General features: G+C 72.8%; 18 protein-coding genes and 1 pseudogene. 11 read left to right on the forward strand and 8 right to left on the reverse strand.

The features are described from left to right. The first annotated feature begins 34 nt into the window (after positions 1–34). The 5 genes from ACFXI4_RS13080 to pssA all read left to right on the forward strand — a co-directional run bounded on the left by ACFXI4_RS13080 (position 35) and on the right by pssA (position 4,397). Positions 35–997 carry an HpcH/HpaI aldolase/citrate lyase family protein gene (locus ACFXI4_RS13080; RefSeq protein ID WP_384990049.1) on the forward strand — a complete coding sequence of 321 codons (963 nt, stop codon included), beginning with the start codon at positions 35–37 and terminating at the stop codon, positions 995–997. Positions 998–1,002: 5 nt separating this feature from the next. Then, positions 1,003–1,515 (forward strand): MaoC family dehydratase, encoded by a 513-nt coding sequence (locus ACFXI4_RS13085; RefSeq protein ID WP_316781971.1) that lies wholly within the window; start codon positions 1,003–1,005, stop codon positions 1,513–1,515. 3 nt (positions 1,516–1,518) lie between these two features. Next, positions 1,519–2,724 (forward strand): acyl-CoA dehydrogenase family protein, encoded by a 1,206-nt coding sequence (locus ACFXI4_RS13090; RefSeq protein WP_384989995.1) that lies wholly within the window; start codon positions 1,519–1,521, stop codon positions 2,722–2,724. A gap of 169 nt (positions 2,725–2,893) precedes the next feature. Next, on the forward strand, positions 2,894–3,550 hold the full coding sequence (locus tag ACFXI4_RS13095; protein WP_362721442.1) for a phosphatidylserine decarboxylase: 657 nt from the start codon (positions 2,894–2,896) through the stop codon (positions 3,548–3,550). Beyond that, on the forward strand, positions 3,537–4,397 hold the full coding sequence (gene pssA / locus ACFXI4_RS13100) for a CDP-diacylglycerol--serine O-phosphatidyltransferase (protein WP_362721432.1): 861 nt from the start codon (positions 3,537–3,539) through the stop codon (positions 4,395–4,397). The genes ACFXI4_RS13095 and pssA overlap by 14 nt, the downstream gene beginning before the upstream one ends. A 69-nt stretch (positions 4,398–4,466) precedes the next feature. Here pssA and ACFXI4_RS13105 read toward each other — a convergent pair whose 3' ends face one another. Continuing rightward, positions 4,467–5,603, reverse strand: coding sequence for a glycerate kinase (locus ACFXI4_RS13105; RefSeq protein ID WP_384990051.1), 1,137 nt, complete (start codon positions 5,601–5,603; stop codon positions 4,467–4,469). 141 nt (positions 5,604–5,744) lie between these two features. Between ACFXI4_RS13105 and ACFXI4_RS13110 the strand changes: the two genes are divergently transcribed. The 3 genes from ACFXI4_RS13110 to ACFXI4_RS13120 are packed head-to-tail and all read left to right on the forward strand — an operon-like array spanning position 5,745 to position 8,127. Continuing rightward, the gene (locus tag ACFXI4_RS13110; protein ID WP_384989997.1) at positions 5,745–6,848 is read left to right on the forward strand and encodes an ADP-ribosylglycohydrolase family protein; all 1,104 of its coding nucleotides are present in this window, start codon (positions 5,745–5,747) and stop codon (positions 6,846–6,848) included. Further along, positions 6,845–7,339, forward strand: coding sequence for an NUDIX domain-containing protein (locus ACFXI4_RS13115; protein ID WP_384989999.1), 495 nt, complete (start codon positions 6,845–6,847; stop codon positions 7,337–7,339). Before ACFXI4_RS13110 ends, ACFXI4_RS13115 begins: the two co-directional genes overlap by 4 nt. A gap of 59 nt (positions 7,340–7,398) precedes the next feature. Continuing rightward, on the forward strand, positions 7,399–8,127 hold the full coding sequence (locus ACFXI4_RS13120; protein ID WP_384990001.1) for an NAD-dependent deacetylase: 729 nt from the start codon (positions 7,399–7,401) through the stop codon (positions 8,125–8,127). Here the strand turns inward: ACFXI4_RS13120 and ACFXI4_RS13125 are convergent. From ACFXI4_RS13125 to ACFXI4_RS13135, 3 genes are all read right to left on the reverse strand, one after another. After that, positions 8,124–8,606 carry a methylated-DNA--[protein]-cysteine S-methyltransferase gene (locus ACFXI4_RS13125; RefSeq protein WP_384990002.1) on the reverse strand — a complete coding sequence of 161 codons (483 nt, stop codon included), beginning with the start codon at positions 8,604–8,606 and terminating at the stop codon, positions 8,124–8,126. The two genes, ACFXI4_RS13120 and ACFXI4_RS13125, sit on opposite strands and share 4 nt — an antisense overlap. Before the next feature lie 10 nt (positions 8,607–8,616). Continuing rightward, the gene (locus ACFXI4_RS13130; protein WP_384990003.1) at positions 8,617–10,095 is read right to left on the reverse strand and encodes an AlkA N-terminal domain-containing protein; all 1,479 of its coding nucleotides are present in this window, start codon (positions 10,093–10,095) and stop codon (positions 8,617–8,619) included. 116 nt (positions 10,096–10,211) lie between these two features. Then, positions 10,212–11,105 (reverse strand): SDR family oxidoreductase, encoded by an 894-nt coding sequence (locus ACFXI4_RS13135; protein ID WP_384990005.1) that lies wholly within the window; start codon positions 11,103–11,105, stop codon positions 10,212–10,214. A 145-nt stretch (positions 11,106–11,250) separates the two neighbouring features. Here ACFXI4_RS13135 and ACFXI4_RS13140 point away from each other — a divergent pair, with 145 nt between their 5' ends. The 3 genes and pseudogenes from ACFXI4_RS13140 (at position 11,251) to ACFXI4_RS13150 (ending at position 13,190) form a co-directional block, all read left to right on the forward strand. Next, positions 11,251–12,168 carry a LysR family transcriptional regulator gene (locus tag ACFXI4_RS13140; RefSeq protein WP_384990007.1) on the forward strand — a complete coding sequence of 306 codons (918 nt, stop codon included), beginning with the start codon at positions 11,251–11,253 and terminating at the stop codon, positions 12,166–12,168. A 32-nt stretch (positions 12,169–12,200) separates the two neighbouring features. Beyond that, positions 12,201–12,269: pseudogene (locus tag ACFXI4_RS13145) on the forward strand (hypothetical protein); the annotation flags it as partial. 261 nt (positions 12,270–12,530) lie between these two features. Next, the gene (locus ACFXI4_RS13150; protein ID WP_384990053.1) at positions 12,531–13,190 is read left to right on the forward strand and encodes a substrate-binding domain-containing protein; all 660 of its coding nucleotides are present in this window, start codon (positions 12,531–12,533) and stop codon (positions 13,188–13,190) included. On the opposite strand, the gene ACFXI4_RS13155 is transcribed toward ACFXI4_RS13150, so the two are convergent. The 4 genes from ACFXI4_RS13155 to ACFXI4_RS13170 form a co-directional block, all read right to left on the reverse strand. Next, a complete protein-coding gene (locus ACFXI4_RS13155) occupies positions 13,160–13,669 on the reverse strand; it encodes an O-acetyl-ADP-ribose deacetylase (protein ID WP_362729257.1) in 510 nt (169 codons plus the stop codon). The genes ACFXI4_RS13150 and ACFXI4_RS13155 overlap by 31 nt on opposite strands. Next, positions 13,666–15,075: a phytoene desaturase family protein gene (locus ACFXI4_RS13160; protein ID WP_384990009.1), complete on the reverse strand. Its 1,410-nt coding sequence runs from the start codon at positions 15,073–15,075 to the stop codon at positions 13,666–13,668. Before ACFXI4_RS13160 ends, ACFXI4_RS13155 begins: the two co-directional genes overlap by 4 nt. Positions 15,076–15,161: 86 nt before the next feature. Beyond that, on the reverse strand, positions 15,162–16,010 hold the full coding sequence (locus ACFXI4_RS13165) for an inositol monophosphatase family protein (protein WP_384990011.1): 849 nt from the start codon (positions 16,008–16,010) through the stop codon (positions 15,162–15,164). 110 nt (positions 16,011–16,120) lie between these two features. Continuing rightward, a complete protein-coding gene (locus ACFXI4_RS13170) occupies positions 16,121–17,884 on the reverse strand; it encodes a gamma-glutamyltransferase family protein (protein ID WP_384990055.1) in 1,764 nt (587 codons plus the stop codon). Between the last annotated feature and the right edge of the window lie 90 nt (positions 17,885–17,974).

Raw genomic sequence — 17,974 nt, forward strand, 5'->3', positions numbered from 1 at the left:
CACCACCCCTCCAACGAGCGGCTCCGCCGCGCACCTGACCTCTGTCAACCGGCTCCGCCCGCGGCGCTCCTGCCTGGCCGTGCCCGGCTCGAACCCGCGCTTCCTGGAGAAGGCGCAGGGTCTCCCGGCGGACCAGGTCTTCCTGGACCTGGAGGACGCGTGCGCGCCGCTCGCCAAGCCCGAGGCGCGGCACACCATCGTGAAGTTCCTCAACGAGGGTGACTGGACCGGCAAGACGCGGGTGGTGCGCGTCAACGACTGGACGACCGAGTGGACGTACCGCGACGTCGTCACGGTGGTCGAGGGCGCCGGCCAGAACCTCGACTGCATCATGCTGCCGAAGGTGCAGACGGCCCAGCAGGTCGTCGCGCTGGACCTGCTGCTCACCCAGATCGAGAAGACCATGGGCTTCGAGGTCGGCAAGATCGGCATCGAGGCGCAGATCGAGAACGCCCAGGGCCTCAACAACGTCAACGAGATCGCGCAGGCCTCCCCGCGTGTCGAGACGATCATCTTCGGCCCGGCCGACTTCATGGCGTCCATCAACATGAAGTCGCTGGTCGTGGGCGAGCAGCCGCCCGGCTACCCGGCGGACGCCTACCACTACATCCTGATGAAGATCCTGATGGCCGCCCGCGCCAACAACCTCCAGGCGATCGACGGCCCCTACCTCCAGATCCGCAACGTGGAGGGCTACCGCGAGGTCGCCCGGCGCGCCGCGGCCCTCGGCTTCGACGGCAAGTGGGTGCTGCACCCGGGCCAGGTCGAGGCGTCCAACGAGATCTTCTCGCCCTCCCAGGAGGACTTCGACCACGCCGAGCTGATCCTGGACGCCTACGACTACTGCACGTCCGAGGCGGGCGGCAAGAAGGGCTCCGCGATGCTCGGCGACGAGATGATCGACGAGGCCAGCCGCAAGATGGCCCTGGTCATCTCCGGCAAGGGCCGGGCCGCCGGCATGCAGCGCACCTCGAAGTTCGAGATCCCGGAGGCCTGAGCGCGATGCAGTTCGGACGCACGTACGAGGAGTTCGAGGTCGGGGCGACGTACAAGCACTGGCCGGGCAAGACGGTCACGGAGTACGACGACCACCTGTTCTGCCTGCTCACCATGAACCACCATCCGCTCCACATGGACACCAACTACGCCGAGAAGACGACCGACTTCGGCAAGAACGTGGTGGTGGGGAACTACATCTACTCGCTGCTGCTCGGCATGAGCGTGCCGGACATCTCCGGCAAGGCGATCGCCAACCTGGAGATCGAGTCGCTCAAGCACGTGGCGCCGACCTTCCACGGCGACACGGTCTACGGGCAGACGACCGTGCTCGACAAGTGGCCCTCCAAGTCGAAGAACGACCGCGGGATCGTCTACGTCGAGACCAAGGGCTACAAGCAGGACGGCACGCTGGTGTGCATCTTCCGCCGCAAGGTGATGGTGCCGACCGAGACGTACATCAAGGAGCGCGGCGGCGAGCAGCCGGGCCGCCCCGAGCTGAAGGAACAGGGGAAGTAACCGATGGCCCGTCTCGCCCAGACCGCCGGTCTGACCGACGTCCAGCAGGAGATCCTCTCCACCGTCCGCGACTTCGTGGACAAGGAGATCATCCCGGTCGCCACCGAACTGGAGCACCGCGACGAGTACCCGCAGGCGATCGTCGACGGCCTCAGGGAACTGGGTCTGTTCGGCCTGATGATCCCCGAGGAGTACGGCGGCCTGGGCGAGTCGCTCCTGACGTACGCGCTGTGCGTCGAGGAGATCGCCCGGGGCTGGATGTCCGTCTCCGGCATCATCAACACGCACTTCATCGTGGCGTACATGCTCAAGCAGCACGGCACGCAGGAGCAGAAGGACCACTTCCTGCCGCGGATGGCGGCCGGCGACATCCGGGGCGCGTTCTCGATGTCGGAGCCGGCCCTCGGCTCGGACGTCTCCGCCATCACCTCGAAGGCGGTGAAGGACGGCGAGGAGTACGTCCTGAACGGCCAGAAGATGTGGCTGACGAACGGCGGTACGTCCTCCCTCGTGGCCGTCCTCGTGCGAAGTGACGAAGGCCACCCCGAGGGGACGGCCCCCCACAAGTCGATGACGACCTTCCTGGTCGAGAAGGAGCCGGGCTTCGGCGAGGTCCGCCCCGGCCTCACCATCCCGGGCAAGATCGACAAGATGGGCTACAAGGGCGTCGACACCACCGAGCTGATCATGGACGGCCTGCGGATTCCGGCCGATCGGGTGCTCGGCGGGGCCACCGGCCGAGGTTTTTACCAAATGATGGACGGAGTCGAGGTCGGTCGCGTCAACGTGGCGGCGCGTGGCTGCGGTGTCGCTCAGCGTGCGTTCGAACTGGGTGTCCAGTACGCCCAGCAGCGTCACACTTTCGGCAAGGCGATCGCCCAGCACCAGGCCATCCAGTTCAAGCTCGCCGAGATGGCCACCAAGGTCGAGGCCGCCCATGCCATGATGGTGAACGCCGCACGCAAAAAGGACTCCGGGGAACGAAACGACCTGGAGGCCGGGATGGCGAAGTACCTCGCCTCCGAGTACTGCAAGGAGGTCGTGGAGGACGCCTTCCGCATCCACGGCGGCTACGGATTCTCCAAGGAGTACGAGATCGAGCGCCTCTACCGGGAGGCGCCGATGCTGCTGATCGGCGAAGGTACCGCCGAGATCCAGAAAATGATCATCGGGCGAAGGCTGCTCGAGGAGTATCGATTCCAGGGCTGATTGTCCCGGTGCGGGGTGTTTTCTTCGAGAAGAAGATCACACCCCGTCAGCGGTCTTCGGCCGCCGACTCGGTATCCTGGCTTGCCCAGTTGTGGCCCCCGACCGGTACGATCCCGGAAAGCCGCCGTCCCCTATCACCGCGCGGCATCATCCGCTACGAAGGTCATCCATGCCCCACAGCCAAACCTCTGCACATCGAGACAGCCTGGCCGGCGTACGCCTCGCGCGCGGAGCATCGCCGTGGCTTCTCCCGACCGTCGCCACCGCAGCCGTCAGCCTCCTGCGTGCCCGTCGCTCCGGCGCCGCGAAGGCCGTCGCCGTGCCCGCCACCGCGCTCGCGGCGGGCATGCTGTGGTTCTTCCGCGACCCCGAGCGTGAGATCGCCCAGGGCCGTGTCATCTCCCCCGCCGACGGTGTGGTGCAGAGCATCATGCCGTGGAAGGACGGCCGCACCCGCGTCGCGATCTTCATGAGCCCGCTCAACGTCCACGTGAACCGGGCGCCGCTGTCCGGCACCGTGACGTCGGTGGAGCACATCCCCGGTGGCTTCGTTCCCGCCTTCAACAAGGAGAGCGAGAACAACGAGCGCGTAGTCTGGCATTTCGACACCGAACTCGGCGACATCGAGATGATCCAGATCGCCGGCGCGGTGGCCCGTCGCATCGTGCCCTACGTCCCGCAGGACACGAAGGTCGAGCAGGGCGACCGCATCGGTCTGATCCGCTTCGGCTCGCGCGTCGACATCTACCTGCCCGAGGGCGTGGAGGTCGCGGTCGAGGTCGGCCAGAAGACCGTGGCTGGGGTGACTCGCATTGACCGTGATTGATCCGGAGACCCAGGCGGGCTGGGTGCCCGAGGCGGACGAGATCGGCGAGGACGAGGAGGAGATGCCTCTCTCTCTTCGCCTCTCGATAGCGGACACCCTCACGCTGGGCAACGCCACGTGCGGCTTCATGGCGGTGTACTTCACCACCACCGGCATCCTGATCCCGCACCTCACCGGGGACGACCAGTCGGCGGGCATGGCACGGCACAGCGCCGCCACCGCGGTCATCCTCATGCTCTGCGCGGCGGTCTTCGACCTGTTCGACGGCCTCGTGGCGCGCAAGCTGCGCTCCTCCCCCATGGGCGCCGAGCTGGACAACCTCTCGGACCTCGTCAGCTTCGGCCTGGCCCCCGCGTACTTCGTGCTCGTCTACGGCATGGTGGCCGACGACGCGTACCAGAAGGTGGCCGCGGTCGGAGCGGTGGTCGTGCTGCTGGCAGTGGTGCTGCGGCTGGCCCGCTTCAGCTGTGTGACCCCGCCGAACGGCATGTTCCAGGGCATGCCCTCGCCGTTCGGCGCGCTCACGGTCGTCTCGATCGTGCTGCTGGAGCTGCCCTTCGTCGCGACGCTCCTCGCGATCATCGGCACGGCGTGGCTGATGGTGAGCCGGGTCGAGTACCCGAAGCCGCGCGGGCGTCTGGCCGGGGCGATGCTGTCCTGGATCGTCCTGTCGATGGGGCTCCTGGCGTCCTGGGCCTTCGACGCCCCCGGCGGCCAGCTCCTGCTCCAGACCGGCTGTGCGCTGCAGCTGGTGATGGGCGCGGTGATCCCCCTGTTCGCCACGGCCCGCCGGGTGAACAACATCCGCGACAACCGTCGCGAGGCACGGGCGGCGCAGCTGCCGTAACCCCGCGACGCGCAAGGGCCCCGGACCGCGATCGGTCCGGGGCCCTGTGCCGTTCCCGCGCCCGGGGGATCAGGTCAGGAAGTCCCCGGCGATCTGTTCCGCGACCCGCTCCAGGATCGGTCCCGCGTCCGCGATGCACCTCGCGATGTCCGGCTCCACGGACGTCAGCGGATACGCCCGCCGGATCCCCGCCCGCCCGAGCTCGGCCGGCGCCAGGGCGAGCCGCCCGCACACCGCCACGACCTCCTTACCGGCGGCGCGCGCGGCCGCGGCCACCCCGGCCGGCGCCTTGCCGTGCAGCGTCTGCTCGTCCAGCGAGCCCTCGCCGGTGATCACCAGCGACACCTGCTCCAGAGCGGGCGCGAAGCCGAGGACGTCGAGCATGACCTCGATGCCGGGGCGGAAGCGGGCGCCGAGCAGCAGCGCGCCGTATCCGATGCCGCCGGCGGCCCCGGCGCCCGGCGCCACGGCGTACCCCGCCGCGCGCGGGCCGGTCTCGGCCTCCAGGATCTTCGCGAAGTGGGCGAGGGCGGCGTCCAGGACCTCGACGTCGTCCGGCGAGGCGCCCTTCTGCGGGCCGTAGACGGCCGGTGCGCCCTTGGGGCCGGTGAGCGGGTTGTCGACGTCGCTGGCGAGGATCAGGTCGACCGAGGACAGGCGCGGGTCCAGGCCGGACAGGTCGGCGCGGGCCACGTGGGCGAGGCCGCCGCCGCCCGGCGGTACCGGCTCGCCGTCCTCGTCCAGGAACCGTGCTCCGAGCGCGGACAGCATGCCGGCGCCGCCGTCGGTCGTGGCGCTGCCTCCGACGCCGAAGACGATCGTGCGGGCGCCCGCGTCCAGCGCGGCCCGCAGCAGCTCTCCGGAGCCGTACGTGGAGGCCGTCAGCGGCGCGAGGACACCGGACGGCAGCCGCTGCAGTCCGCTCGCCTCGGCCATCTCCACCACGGCGGTGTCGCCGCGCAGCGCGAACGCGGCGGTGACCTCCTGTCCCAGTGGCCCGGCGACCGGTTGCTCGCGGCGATCGAAGCCGGCGGCGAGAGCGGCGGCCACTGTGCCGTCCCCGCCGTCCGCGACGGGCAGCGCCGCCACCTCCAGGCCGGGCACGACCCGCCGGAGCCCCGCAGTGACCCGCTCGGCGACCTCCACGGCCGTCAGCGACCCCTTGAACTTGTCCGCGGCGATGAGCACGCGCTGTGTCACCTGTATCCCCTTGCTCTCCGGGCCTCGCGCACGTCAAGGCCAGTCGCGCCGCTGTGACCTTAACCGGAGGACACCCTCGCCGTCATTCCCCGGCCGAAGCCCGGGAAAGGCCTGGGAGCCGCCTGCGAAACCGGGTAGACCACAGCCATGGGCAACGACGGCACCGCCGGCCCGGACCTCGCCGACCGGGTGCTCGGCGGCTGGCTCGGCCGCATCGCGGGCAACATGCTCGGCAAGCCGGTCGAGCGGGGCGACGTGTGGACCAGGGACCGCATCGACGGCTATCTGCGGCGGGCCGCCGCCCTGCCGCTCACCGACTACCTCCCCGAGCCCGCCGACGAGAGCGACGCGATCGCGCTGCGGCCCGAGTGGCGCCGGTGCGTGCGCGGCCGTATCCACGGCAGCTGCCGGGACGACGACGTCGACTACGCGATCCTCGGCCTGGACCTCCTGGAGACCCACGGTCTCGGTTTCAGCACCGAGCAGGTCGGTGAGCTGTGGCTGCTGCGACTGCCCTACCTCCAGACCTTCACGGCGGAGCGGGCCGCCTACCGCAACCTCGCGAACGGCCTCGAACCGCCGCTCACCGCCACCCACGACAATCCCTGCCAGGAGTGGATCGGCGCCCTGATCCGCGCCGACATCTTCGGCTGGACCTGCCCGGACGCCCCGCACCGGGCCGCCGCCCTGGCCCGCCGGGACGCCGTGCTCTCCCATACGGGCAACGGGGTCTACGGCGCGATGTGGGCCGCCGCGCTGATCTCGGCGGCGTTCACCGCGCCGACCGTGCGGCAGGCGATCGACAGCGCGCTCACGGTCGTACCGGCGAGCTGCCGGCTCGCGCGGACCGTACGCCGGGTCGTCTCCCTGCACGAGACCCGGATGAGCTGGGAGGACACCCTCGCCACCGTGTCCGGGGAGACCGCGGGCCTCGGCTGGATCCACGCCGTCCCGAACGTGGCCGTGCTCACCGCGGGGCTGCTCTACGGTGACGGCGACTTCACCCGGACCGTCGCCCTCACCGTGCGCGGCGGCCTGGACACCGACTCCAACGGCGCGACGGCGGGCTCGGTGGCCGGGGTGCTGACCGGAGCGGCGGCCATCCCGGACCAGTGGAAGGAGCCGCTGGAGGACACGGTCCGCAGCGCCGTCTTCGGGTTCGACCGGTCCCGCATCAGCGACCTGGCGAAGCGCACCCTGCGACTCGCCCGGACGGGTCCCGGGCCCGCCCTCGATACCCTTCCCGAGTGACCACGACTGACACCTACGCCGCGTACATCGCGAGCCTGCCCCGGATCCTCGCCGGGGCTGCCGCGCTCCTCCGGGACGCCGAGGGACGGGTGCTGCTCGTCGAGCCGAACTACCGGGACGGCTGGGCGCTGCCCGGCGGGACCGTCGAGTCCGACGACGGGGAGACCCCGCGTCAGGGCGCCCGCCGGGAGACCCTGGAGGAGATCGGCCTGGACCGGGAGATGGGCCCGCTGCTCGCGGTGGACTGGGTGCACGGCGCGGGCCGGCCGCCGATCGTCGCCTACCTGTACGACGGCGGTGTCGTCACCGACGCCGACCTCGGGGCGATCCGCCTCCAGGAGGAGGAACTGCTCTCCTGGCGGCTGGTCCCCCGCGCGGAACTCCTCACCTACCTGCCGGGCTCCCTGGGCCACCGCGTGCTGGCCGCACTGGACGTGCTGGACGAGGGCGCGGGCACCGCGGAACTGGAGAACGGCCACCGCGCGGGGTGATCCCGGAACGGTCGATAACCGTTCGCCGCCCGCACCGCCCCCGCCCTACCCTCGAACACATGACCAAGCCCCTCGTGGCCATCCTCAGCGGCGCCGGCATCTCGACCGACTCCGGTATCCCCGACTATCGCGGCCCCGACGGTCTGTGGCGCAAGGACCCCGAGGCCGAGAAGCTCGTGACCTATGACTGCTACATGGGCGACCCCGAGATCCGGCGCCGGTCCTGGCAGATGCGGCGCACGAACCGTGTGCTCCGGGCCGAGCCCAACGCCGCGCACCTGGCCGTCGCCGAGCTCGACAGGTCCGGGGTCCCGGTCCGGGTCGTCACGCAGAACGTCGACGGACTTCACCAGCTCGCCGGGATGCCCGCCCGCAAGGTGATCGAACTGCACGGCTCGGCACACGGGGTGGTGTGCACCAGGTGCCATGCGCGGGGAGCGATGGCTGACGCGATCGCCCGCGTCGAAGCCGGCGAGGACGATCCGCCGTGCCTGGAGTGCGGAGGCATCCTCAAGTCCGCGACCGTCATGTTCGGTCAGAACCTCGACCCCGTCGTCATCGGCGAGGCCCTCGCCATCAGCAAGGCCTGCACCGTGTTCATCGCCGTCGGCAGCAGCCTCCAGGTGCAGCCCGCCGCCGGCCTCGTGGGCGTCGCGGCCGACCACGGCGCCCGGCTCGTCATCGTCAACGCCGAACCCACGCCCTACGACGAACTCGCCGACGAGATCGTCCGGGAGCCGATCGGAACCGCGCTGCCGAGGCTGCTCGCGGAGCTGCGGACCGGCTAGAAGAGGCCCCCGTCGCGTTCGAGGGCCAGCAGGCGCCGCTTGCGGGGCAGGCCGCCGCCGTAGCCGGTGAGGCCGCCGTTCGCTCCGACGACGCGGTGGCAGGGCACGATGATGCCGATCGGGTTCTTGCCGTTGGCGAGGCCTACCGCCCGGGAGGCCCGTGGATTGCCGAGGGCGTCGGCGAGTTCGCCGTACGAGCGGGTCTGTCCGTAGGGGATCAGGCGCAGCTGTTCCCAGACGCTGCGCTGGAACGGGGTGCCGTTCAGGCGGAGTTCGACGGTGAACTCCTTCAACTCGCCCGCGAAGTACGCGGTCAGCTGTTCCTCGGCCTCGGCGAACAGGGCGTCGTCACGGGCGCCGAAGTTCTCCTCGGGCGGGCGGTGGCGCTGGTCCTCCATGTAGAGGCCGCAGAGGGTGCCGTCCTCGGCGACCAGGGTGAGGGGGCCGTAGGGGCTGTCGGTGACGGTGTGGTTCTTCACGCCAGAGTCCTTACACGGGCAGGAAGTTGATCGGGTGGCTGTCGGTCGCCCACAGGTACTGGACCGCGTAGGCCCGCCAGGGGCGCCAGCCGGCCGCGCGGGCGGTGAGAGCGGCCGGAGTGCCGGGCAGGCCAAGCTCCAGGGCCGCGCGGCGGATTCCGAGGTCGGTGGGGAGGAAGGCGTCGGGGTCGCCGAGGGCGCGCATGGCGATGACGTCGACGGTCCAGGGGCCGAAACCGGGCAGGGCGAGGAGCCGGGCGCGTGCCTCGGCCCAGTCGCACTCGACGCCCAGATGGAGGGTGCCGTCGGCGAGCCGGCCGACCAGGGTGGTGAAGGTGGCGCGTCGGGTGCGGGGCATCGCCAGGGACTCGGGGGCCAGTCCGGCCAGGGCCCCGGGGGTCGGGAAGAGGTGGGTGAGGCCGCCCTCGGGGTCGTCGACGGGGGTGCCGTGGGCGGTCACCAGGCGGGTCGCGTGGGTGCGGGCGGCGGCCGTGGAGACCTGCTGGCCGAGGACGGCCCGCACCGCGAACTCCGCTTCGTCGACCGTGCGGGGCACGCGGCGGCCGGGCGCCTTGTCCACCAGCGGGGCCAGCACGGGGTCGGTGCGAAGCTGGTCGTCGACCGCGACCGGGTCGGCGTCCAGGTCGAGCAGCCGCCGGCAGCGGCTGATGGCGACGGGCAGGTCCCGCAGGTCGCTGAGGGTGAGCCGGCAGGCGATGTGATCGGGCTTCGGGGCGAGGGCCGCGATGCCGTGGCCGTACGGCAGCCGCAGGGTCCGCCGGTAGGCGCCGTCCCGCCACTCCTCGACGCCGGGTACGGCGGTGGCCGCGAGGTGGCCGAAGAGGTTGTCGGGGTTGAGGGGGGCGCGGAAGGGCAGCCGCAGGGACAGCGCTCCGGGGGCGCTGGACGCGCTCTTCGGGGCCCTCGTGCGCAGCTCGCTCGGGGACAGCGCGAAGACCTCGCGGACGGTGTCGTTGAAGGTGCGGATCGAGGAGAAGCCCGCCGCGAAGGCGATCTGGGCCATCGGCAGGGCGGTCGTCTCGATGAGCAGGCGGGCGGTCTGGGCGCGCTGGGCGCGGGCGAGGGCCAGCGGGCCGGCGCCGAGTTCGGCGAGGAGCTGGCGTTCGACCTGCCGGGGGCCGTAGCCGAGGCGGGTGGCGAGGCCGGGCACGCCCTCGCGGTCCACGACCCCGTCGGCGATCAGCCGCATGGCCCGGGCGACCAGGTCGGCGCGCTGGTTCCACTCCGGGGAGCCGGGACTGGTGTCGGGGCGGCAGCGCTTGCAGGCCCGGAAGCCGGCCTGCTGGCAGGCGGCCGCGCTCGGGTAGAACGTCATGTTCTCGGGCTTGGGCGGGACCACCGGGCAGCTGGGCCGGCAGTAGATGCGGGTGGTCAGGACGGCCGTGAAGAACCAGCCGTCGAATCGTGCGTCCTTCGACTGCACGGCCCGTACACAGTGCTCTCGGTCGAGGTGCGTCCCTTTCTGCATGGGTCCAGCATCGGCCACCGGACACGGCCGATGCTGGCGGAAATCCGACACGTAGGTGCGCTGACCTCCGGGAGCGCCGGTGGCCCCCGCGGCCTGCTGTGGATGCCGTGGCCCTCTCAGCCGAAGTAGTGGTCCTGGTCGAGGTCGGCCAGCAGGTCCGGCTGCCCGGGGCGCCAGTCGTAGCGCTCGCGGGTCGCGGTGCTCGACGTCGGGTTGTCGTGGCCGGCGAAGCGGATCATCCAGCCGAAGTGGGCGGCCGCCTCCTCGGGCGCGAGGGACACCAGCGGCAGGCCGAGACGGCGGGCGACGACCGCGGTGATGGCGCGGAGCGGTACGCCCTCCTCGGCGGCCGCGTGCAGCACGGCACCGGCCGGCGCGCTCTCCAGGGCCTTGCGGAACAGTACGGCCGCGTCCAGGCGGTGCACGGCGGGCCAGCGGTTGGCGCCGTCGCCGGGGTAGCCGGCGACGCCCTTGTCCCGGGCGAGGCCGATGAGGTGCGGGACGAAGGCGTGGTCGCCGGCGCCGTGCACCGAGGCCGCGAGGCGGATCGCGCAGACCCGTACCCCGCGCCCGGCCAGGGCGAGGGCGGCCCGCTCGGACTCGCCCCGGTGTGCGCCGGGCGCCGCGGGGTCGGGTCCGTCCGTCTCGGTGCCGAGGCGGCCCGGGGCGAGCAGTCCGGTCACGGAGCTGATGACCAGGGGGCGGCCGGAGCCGGCGAGGGCGTCGCCGAAGGCCGCCAGGGTGGCGAGTTCGGTGCGCAGGGCTCCGGGCATGTCGGAGAAGTCGTGGTTGAAGCCCGTGTGGACCACCCCGTCCACCGCGGTCGCCGCGGCCCGCAGGCCGTCGACGTCGTTCAGGTCGCCGCGGTGGGCCTCCGCTCCCGCCTCCTTCAGGGCCGCCTCGGCCGCGTCCGAGCGGGCCAGGCCGAGCACCTGGTGCCCGGCGCCGAGCAGTTCGCGGACGACCGCGCTGCCGATGAACCCGGTGGCGCCGGTGACGAACACACGCATGACGAATCACCTCACGGAGAGTGAATGGGATGGGATGGCTCCAGCCTGCGTCCGGCCCGGGGCCGGGGTCCAAGACCTGTTCCGCACCCCGTGATGCCCCCGCGGTCATGACCGCAGCTCACGGCGGCGGGAGTAGAGTCGTGGAGTGCCCGATTCCCTCGTACCGCCGGTGGACCTGGAGCTGCGCCTGGTGCGCTACTTCACCGTGGTCGCCGAGGAGTTGCACTTCGGCCGGGCGGCCGACGCGCTGCGTCTGGCCCAGCCGTCGCTGAGCCGGCAGATCCGGCGTCTGGAGCGGGAGCTGGGCGTGCGGCTGCTCGATCGCACTCCGCGCGGCACCCGGCTCACCGAGGCCGGCGAGACCTTTCTGCCGCAGGCCAGGGAGTTGCTGCGCAGTGCCGCCCGGGCCGCCGCGAGCGCCCGTTCGGCCGCCGCGCAGGGCCCGTTCACGGTCGGCTACACCACTCACCAGATCGTCACCCCTGCCGTACGGGAGATCCGGCACCGCCATCCGGAGGCCGACGTGCGCACCCTGCACGTGGACTGGAACGAACCGCGCGACGCGCTCCTCGACCACCGGGTCGACGTGGTGGTGACCCGCTTCCTGTTCACCTCCGACGGCCTGGACATCACCGTCCTGTACGACGAGCCGCGGGTGCTGCTGGTACCGCTCGGCCACCGGCTGGCGGGCCGGGAGTCGGTCACGCTCGCGGACTTCGCCGACGAGCCGCTCCCCCGTTTCACCGGCGCCGACCGGGTCGGTGCGAATCCCGCGGGTCACACCAACCTGGGCGCCCTGGTGGACACGCTGGAGGACAAGCTGGAGCTGGTGGCGAGCGGTGAGGTGGTGTCACTGGCGCCGGCCGGCTTCCGGGGCAGCCTGCGGCCGGACATCGTCCTCGTGCCGGTCGTGGACGCGGACCCCGTCCAGGTGGTCCTGGCCACCCGGAAGGGCGACCGCCATCGCCTGCTGCCGGCGTTCCGAAGGGCGGCCGAGGCCCATCTGGTCCCGGTCGGCGCTGCCGGGACCGGACGGCCGAAATCGCGGATCGGGACCGGGTGACGGGCGGGCCGGGCCGGGGCACGCCGAACGACGTGGCCGTCGCCGGCGGTGTCTCGCGTGCCACGGTCAGCTTCGTCCTCGACGACGATCCGCGGCAGTCCGTCCCGGCCGCCACCCGTGACCGGGTACGGCAGGCGGCACGCGACCTCGGCCATGTCCCGCACGGGGGTGGCGCGCGCCCTGCGCGAGGGCGGCTCCCGGGCGGTGCTCCTCGATCTGGACCGGGGTCTGGAGGGCAACTGCTCGCGCGGCTGCGTGCGCGGTCTGGACGACGAACTCGCCGCGCACGGGCATGTCCTGCCGGTGCGGCACGGCCGGCGCCCGGCGGCGGCGACCCGGCAGGTGCTGGACGCGATCACCCCGTGCGCCATCATCCGGTTCGCGAAGCCGCACCTGACCGGTCACGGCCTGGAGGGCCTGGGGGCGGTTGCCGGCGGGACGGCCTCGCCGCGCACGCGGCCCCGCAGATCCGGGATCTGGCCGAGCACGGGCACCGCCGGATCGCACCGGCCCTCCCCGAGGAGGACTCGGCGCGGGCCCGGGCCCGGCGGCGGTCCGCCGAGCACACCGCGCACAGCCTCGGCCTGCCGCCGCTGGTCCCGGTCACGGTGGAGCGACCGCGGCGGGCGGGCACCGACGCGGTCGCCGGGCTGCGCGAGGGCCATCCGGGCGTCACGGCGGTCGCCGCCTTCGACGACGGCCTGGCCCTGCGCACCCTGACGGCCCTGCACGACCTGGGCCTGTCCGTCCCCGGCGACAACATGGCGGTGACCGGCTACGACGACACCGGGTACGGCGAGCTGAGCACGCCCGCCCCGACCACCGGGCACATCGACGCGGAGGCCCACGGCCGGCGGGGCGCACCGCGCTGGGGCTGGACCCGGCGGCCCTGGTGCCGGTCCCGGCGCGGATCATGGTGCGGGAGTCCGTGGGAGCGCACCCGTCCCGGGAGCGGGGGCCACGGCGGACTCCCCCGCGACCTGAACCGTCTTCAGGGCAGCTGCGCGGCGAACGCCTCGTAGGCCCGCTCGTCGAAGAGCACGAACCGGACCTCCTCGACGGCCGTGTCCGCCTCCCGGACTGTCGCCATGGCGATCCGGGCGCCGTCGTCCAGCGGCCAGCCGTAGATCCCGGTGGAGACGGCGGGGAAGGCGACGGTGTGCGCGCCGAGTTCGTCGGCGCGCTTGAGGGACTCGCGGTAGCAGGAGGCCAGCAGCTCGGAGCGGTCCTCGCTGCGGGAGTGGACGGGGCCGACGGTGTGGATGACCCACCGGGCGTCGAGTTCGCCGGCGGTGGTGGCGACGGCCTGGCCGGTGGGCAGGCCCTTGCCGTAGTGCCCGGCACGGAGCCTGCGGCAGTCCTCCAGGATCGCCGGGCCGCCGCGCCGGTGGATGGCACCGTCGACGCCTCCGCCGCCGAGCAGCGAGGAGTTGGCCGCGTTGACGATCGCGTCGGCGGTCTGCCGGGTGATGTCGCCCTGGACGAGCGTGATGCGGGTCATGACTGTCTCAGCCTCCTCCAGACGGCCTTGGCCGCGTTGTGTCCCGACATCCCGTGTACCCCCGGGCCGGGCGGGGTCGCCGACGAGCAGATGAAGACGGCCGGGTGCGGGGTGCCGTAAGGGAACAGGGAGAGCTTGGGGCGCAGCAGGATCTGCAGGCCGGAGACCGCACCGGTGCCGATGTCGCCGCCGACGTAGTTGGCGTTGCGGGCGGCGAGTTCGGCGGGTCCCGCGGTGGCGCGGGCCAGCACGCGATCGCGGAACCCCGGTGCGAAACGCTCCAGTTGGCGTTCCATCACGTCGGTGAGGTCGCCGGTCCAGCCGTTCGGCACATGGGCGTAGGCCCAGAAGACCTGCTTGCCCTCGGGGGCGCGGGACGGGTCCACGACGCCGGGCTGTACGGTGATCATGAACGGCCGGTCGGGGGCGCGGCCCTGGCGGGAGGCGGCCCGCAGCGCGGTGCCGATCTCCGCGCTGTCCGCGCCGATCTGCACGGTCCCGGCGCGGCGGGCCTCCGGGGCCGTCCAGGGGACCGGCCCGTCCAGCGCGTAGTCGATCTTGAAGACGCCCGGGCCGTACCGGTAGTCCTGGTAGTAGTTGCCGAGGCCGGCGATGCGGGCGAGGGCGGTCGGCGAGGTGTCGAAGATGTACGACCGCGCGGGCGGCAGGTCGTCCAGGCGCTTGACCTCGTAGTCGGTGTGGATCGCGCCGCCGAGGTCCCCGAGGTAGGCGGCCAGGGCGTCGGAGACGGCTTGCGAGCCGCCCCGGGCCACCGGCCAGCCGCGGGCGTGCGCGGCGAGCGCGAAGACCAGGCCGACGGCACCGGTGGCGAACCCGCTGAGCGGGGCCATGACATGGGCGACGAGGCCGGCGAAGAGGGTTCTGGCCCGCTCCTCACGGAAGCGGCGCACAAGCAGGGCGGCGGGCTCCAGCCCTACCAGGCCGAAGCGCGCGAGGGTGAGCGGGTCGCGGGGCAGCGCGGTCAGCGGCAGGGACATGAAGTCCCGGACCAGGGTGTCCCAGTGGGGCAGGAACGGCTCGACCAGCCTGCGGTAGGTGCCCGCGTCACGCGGTCCGAAAGAGGCGGCCGTCTCGGCGACCGAGCGGGCCAGTACGGCGGCCCGGCCGTCCGGGAAGGGGTGGGCCATCGGCAGCTCGGGGTGCAGCCACTCCAGGCCGTAGCGGTCCAGGGGCAGGGCCCGGAACGCGGGCGAGTTGATGCCGAGCGGGTGCGCCGCGGAGCACGGGTCGTGCCGGAAGCCCGGCAGCGTGAGCTCCTCGGTGCGGGCGCCGCCGCCCACGGTGTCCCGGGCCTCGAAGACCGCGACGGAGAAGCCGCGCCGGGCCAGCTCCACGGCGGCCGTCAGGCCGTTCGGTCCCGCCCCCACCACGACCGCATCGAGCATCGACGGCACCTTCGCACCCCTTCGTCAGCCGATTGGCCACTCGGCCTCAGGATATGCCGCTGGACTGACACCGCCCTCGTCCGGGGTTACCAGTGCGGGTTCCGCAGCAGGTCCAGCACCCGGTGGGCGGTGGCCGCGTCGCGGGCCGCGGTGAAGGGCAACGCGTTGTCCCCCGTGATCCGGAACGGCACACCGGCGAGCGTGAGGTGGGCGCCTCCCGCCTCCTCCACCAGCAGCAGCCCGGCCGCGTGGTCCCAGGCGGCCTCCCACGAGAACGCGGTCGCGTCCAACTCGCCCCGGGCGACGGCGAGATACTCGAGACCCGCCGAGCCGCAGGCGCGCGGGGCGACGCCGTCGACCCACAGGGCGAACAGCGCGCGCTTCTGCGCGTCCGTCGTGTAGTCCGGGTGGGAGGTGGCGATCCGCAGGTCCTGGCCCGCTGCGGGAGGCCCGGCGTGCAGCCGTACGCCGTCCAGGAAGGCACCCTTGCCCCGTACCGCCGTGGCGAGTTGCTCGCGGGCGGGGGCGTAGGTCCAGGAGGCGAGCAGAACGCCCCGGTGGGCGAGCGCGACCAGGGTGCAGAAGCCGTCCTCGCCGCGCACGAACTGGCGGGTGCCGTCGACCGGGTCGACTATCCACACCGGCGCGTCGCCCCGGAGCGCCCCGTAGCTCTCCGGGTCCGCGTGGACCGCCTCCTCGCCGACCACGACGGAACCCGGCAGCAGGGCGCCCAACGCCCCGGTGAGGTACCTCTCGGCGAGCCGGTCGGCGTCCGTCACCAGGTCGTGCGGGCCGCTCTTCTGGTCGATCTCGTGGTCGGCGAGCCGGCGCCAGCGGGGCATGATCTCGGTCCGGGCGGCCTTGCGGATGGCGTCCTCGACGTCACCGGCGTGCTGGAGGAGAAACTCGTCGATGGTCTCCGTTGCTTCGATCATGCCTCCATGAGAGCACGCGTCACTGACAATCCCCCCCGCCCGGATGTACGGAACGTGGAATACGCACGAACAACCGGTGCCGACGATCAGTGGACGGCCGGCCCGCCGGGTCAGCGTCCCACCGCGTACCCCTGCATCCCGCGCGGATTCGCCGCCGCCGACAGCACCCCGGTCTCCGGGTCCCGGGCCACCGCGCACAGCCGCCCCTCCGACCAGGCCGGCCCGACCGTCACGTCATGGCCGCGCCGCCGCAGCTCCGCCACCACCGCGGGGTCCGTCCGCGACTCGACGGTCACGCTGCCCGGGCGGCGCCCGCGCGGGTAGAAGGAGCTGGGGAAGCTGTCGTTGTGCCAGTTCGGCGCGTCGATCGCGCCCTGCAGGTCGAGGCCGCCGCGCACCTCCCCGCGCAGCGCGACGGCGAGGAAGAAGTGCAGCTGCCACTGGTCCTGCTGGTCACCGCCGGGCGTGCCGAAGGCCAGTACCGGAACTCCGTCGCGCAGGGCGACGGACGGGGTGAGCGTGGTCCGGGGGCGACGGCCGGGAGTGAGGGAGTTCGGCAGGCCCTCCTCCAGCCAGGCCATCTGGAGCCGGGTGCCCAGCGGGAAGCCCAGCTCGGGGACGACGGGGTTGGACTGGAGCCAGCCGCCGCTGGGGGTGGCGGCGACCATGTTGCCCCAGCGGTCGACGACGTCCAGGTGGCAGGTGTCGCCCCGGGTGGTGCCGTCGGCGGCGACCTGCGCGACCGTCGGCTCACCGGCGCCCATCGGATCGAAGGCGGTGCCGCGCGCGGCCTCCAGGCGCGCGTACCCGGGCAGCCGGGGCACCCGGCCGCCGGGACTGCCCGGCCGCAGCTCGGCGGAGGCCTCGGCGCCGACCAGCCCGCGCCGCTCCGCGTTGTAGGCGTCCGAAAGCAGTTCGGCCAGCGGTACCTCGGCCGCGTCCCCGTACCAGGCCTCGCGGTCGGCCATGGCGAGCTTGCAGCCCTCGATCAGCAGGTGCAGATAGCCGGCGGAGCCGTACGCGGGCAGCTCGGAGAGGCCGGGCGGCAGCAGCGCGAGCTGCTGGAGGAAGGCCGGGCCCTGGCTCCAGGGGCCCGCCTTGCACACGGTCCAGCCGTTCCACTCGTACGACACCGGGGGCTCGTAGCTCGCGGACCAGCCGGCCAGGTCGGCGGCGGTGAGGGTGCCGGTGTGCCGCTCGCCGCTGGTGTCCATGGTGGGGCGGGCGGCCTGGCGGACCAGGGCCTCCGCGATGAAGCCGGTGCGCCACACCGCACGGGCCGCGTCGATCCGCGCCTCGCGGTCCCCGGCGCCCGCGGTCTCCGCCAGCAGCCGCCGCCAGGTGGCCGCGAGGGCCGGGTTGCGCAGCAGTTCGCCGGGCCGGGGCCCACGGCCGCCGGCCAGGTACAGGTCCGCCGACGAGGTCCACTCGGTCTCGAACAGCTCCCGTACGCTCGCCACGGTCGCGCCGACGTTCTCCACGGCCGGGTGCCCGTGCTCGGCGTACCCGATCGCGTACGCCAGGACCTCGTCCAGCGGCTTGGTGCCGTGGTCGCGCAGCAGGAGCAGCCAGGCGTCGAAGGCGCCGGGAACGGCCGCGGCCAGCGGGCCGGTGCCGGGGACCAGGTCCAGTCCGAGCTCCCGGTAGTGGGCGACGGTGGCGCCGGCGGGGGCCACGCCCTGCCCGCACAGCACCCGCACCTCGCCGCCGGCCGGGGCGAGCAGGATCGGTACCTCGCCGGCGGGTCCGTTGAGGTGCGGCTCGACCACGTGCAGGACGAACGCGCCCGCGACGGCCGCGTCGTACGCGTTGCCGCCGTTCTCCAGGACCGCCATCGCCGACTGGGAGGCCAGCCAGTGCGTGGAGGACACCATGCCGAAGGTGCCCTGGAGGGTCGGTCGGGTCGTGAACACAGGGTCTCCCACCTCGCTCTTTACGTGTACCGGCCCGGATGACGGGCGCTC

Source organism: Streptomyces sp. NPDC059224 (assembly GCF_042754285.1).
Classification (GTDB): domain Bacteria; phylum Actinomycetota; class Actinomycetes; order Streptomycetales; family Streptomycetaceae; genus Streptomyces.

What these genes read in the sequence shown, in the direction of transcription:
- ACFXI4_RS13120 (WP_384990001.1), top strand. Translation starts at nt 7,399, where the DNA reads ATGACCAAGCCCCTCGTGGCCATCCTCAGCGGCGCCGGCATCTCGACC.
- ACFXI4_RS13090 (WP_384989995.1), top strand. Translation starts at nt 1,519, where the DNA reads ATGGCCCGTCTCGCCCAGACCGCCGGTCTGACCGACGTCCAGCAGGAG.
- ACFXI4_RS13170 (WP_384990055.1), bottom strand. Translation starts at nt 17,884, where the DNA reads ATGGTGTCCTCCACGCACTGGCTGGCCTCCCAGTCGGCGATGGCGGTC.
- ACFXI4_RS13110 (WP_384989997.1), top strand. Translation starts at nt 5,745, where the DNA reads ATGGGCAACGACGGCACCGCCGGCCCGGACCTCGCCGACCGGGTGCTC.
- ACFXI4_RS13085 (WP_316781971.1), top strand. Translation starts at nt 1,003, where the DNA reads ATGCAGTTCGGACGCACGTACGAGGAGTTCGAGGTCGGGGCGACGTAC.
- ACFXI4_RS13135 (WP_384990005.1), bottom strand. Translation starts at nt 11,105, where the DNA reads ATGCGTGTGTTCGTCACCGGCGCCACCGGGTTCATCGGCAGCGCGGTC.
- ACFXI4_RS13165 (WP_384990011.1), bottom strand. Translation starts at nt 16,010, where the DNA reads ATGATCGAAGCAACGGAGACCATCGACGAGTTTCTCCTCCAGCACGCC.
- ACFXI4_RS13130 (WP_384990003.1), bottom strand. Translation starts at nt 10,095, where the DNA reads ATGCAGAAAGGGACGCACCTCGACCGAGAGCACTGTGTACGGGCCGTG.
- ACFXI4_RS13160 (WP_384990009.1), bottom strand. Translation starts at nt 15,075, where the DNA reads ATGCTCGATGCGGTCGTGGTGGGGGCGGGACCGAACGGCCTGACGGCC.
- ACFXI4_RS13095 (WP_362721442.1), top strand. Translation starts at nt 2,894, where the DNA reads ATGCCCCACAGCCAAACCTCTGCACATCGAGACAGCCTGGCCGGCGTA.
- ACFXI4_RS13155 (WP_362729257.1), bottom strand. Translation starts at nt 13,669, where the DNA reads ATGACCCGCATCACGCTCGTCCAGGGCGACATCACCCGGCAGACCGCC.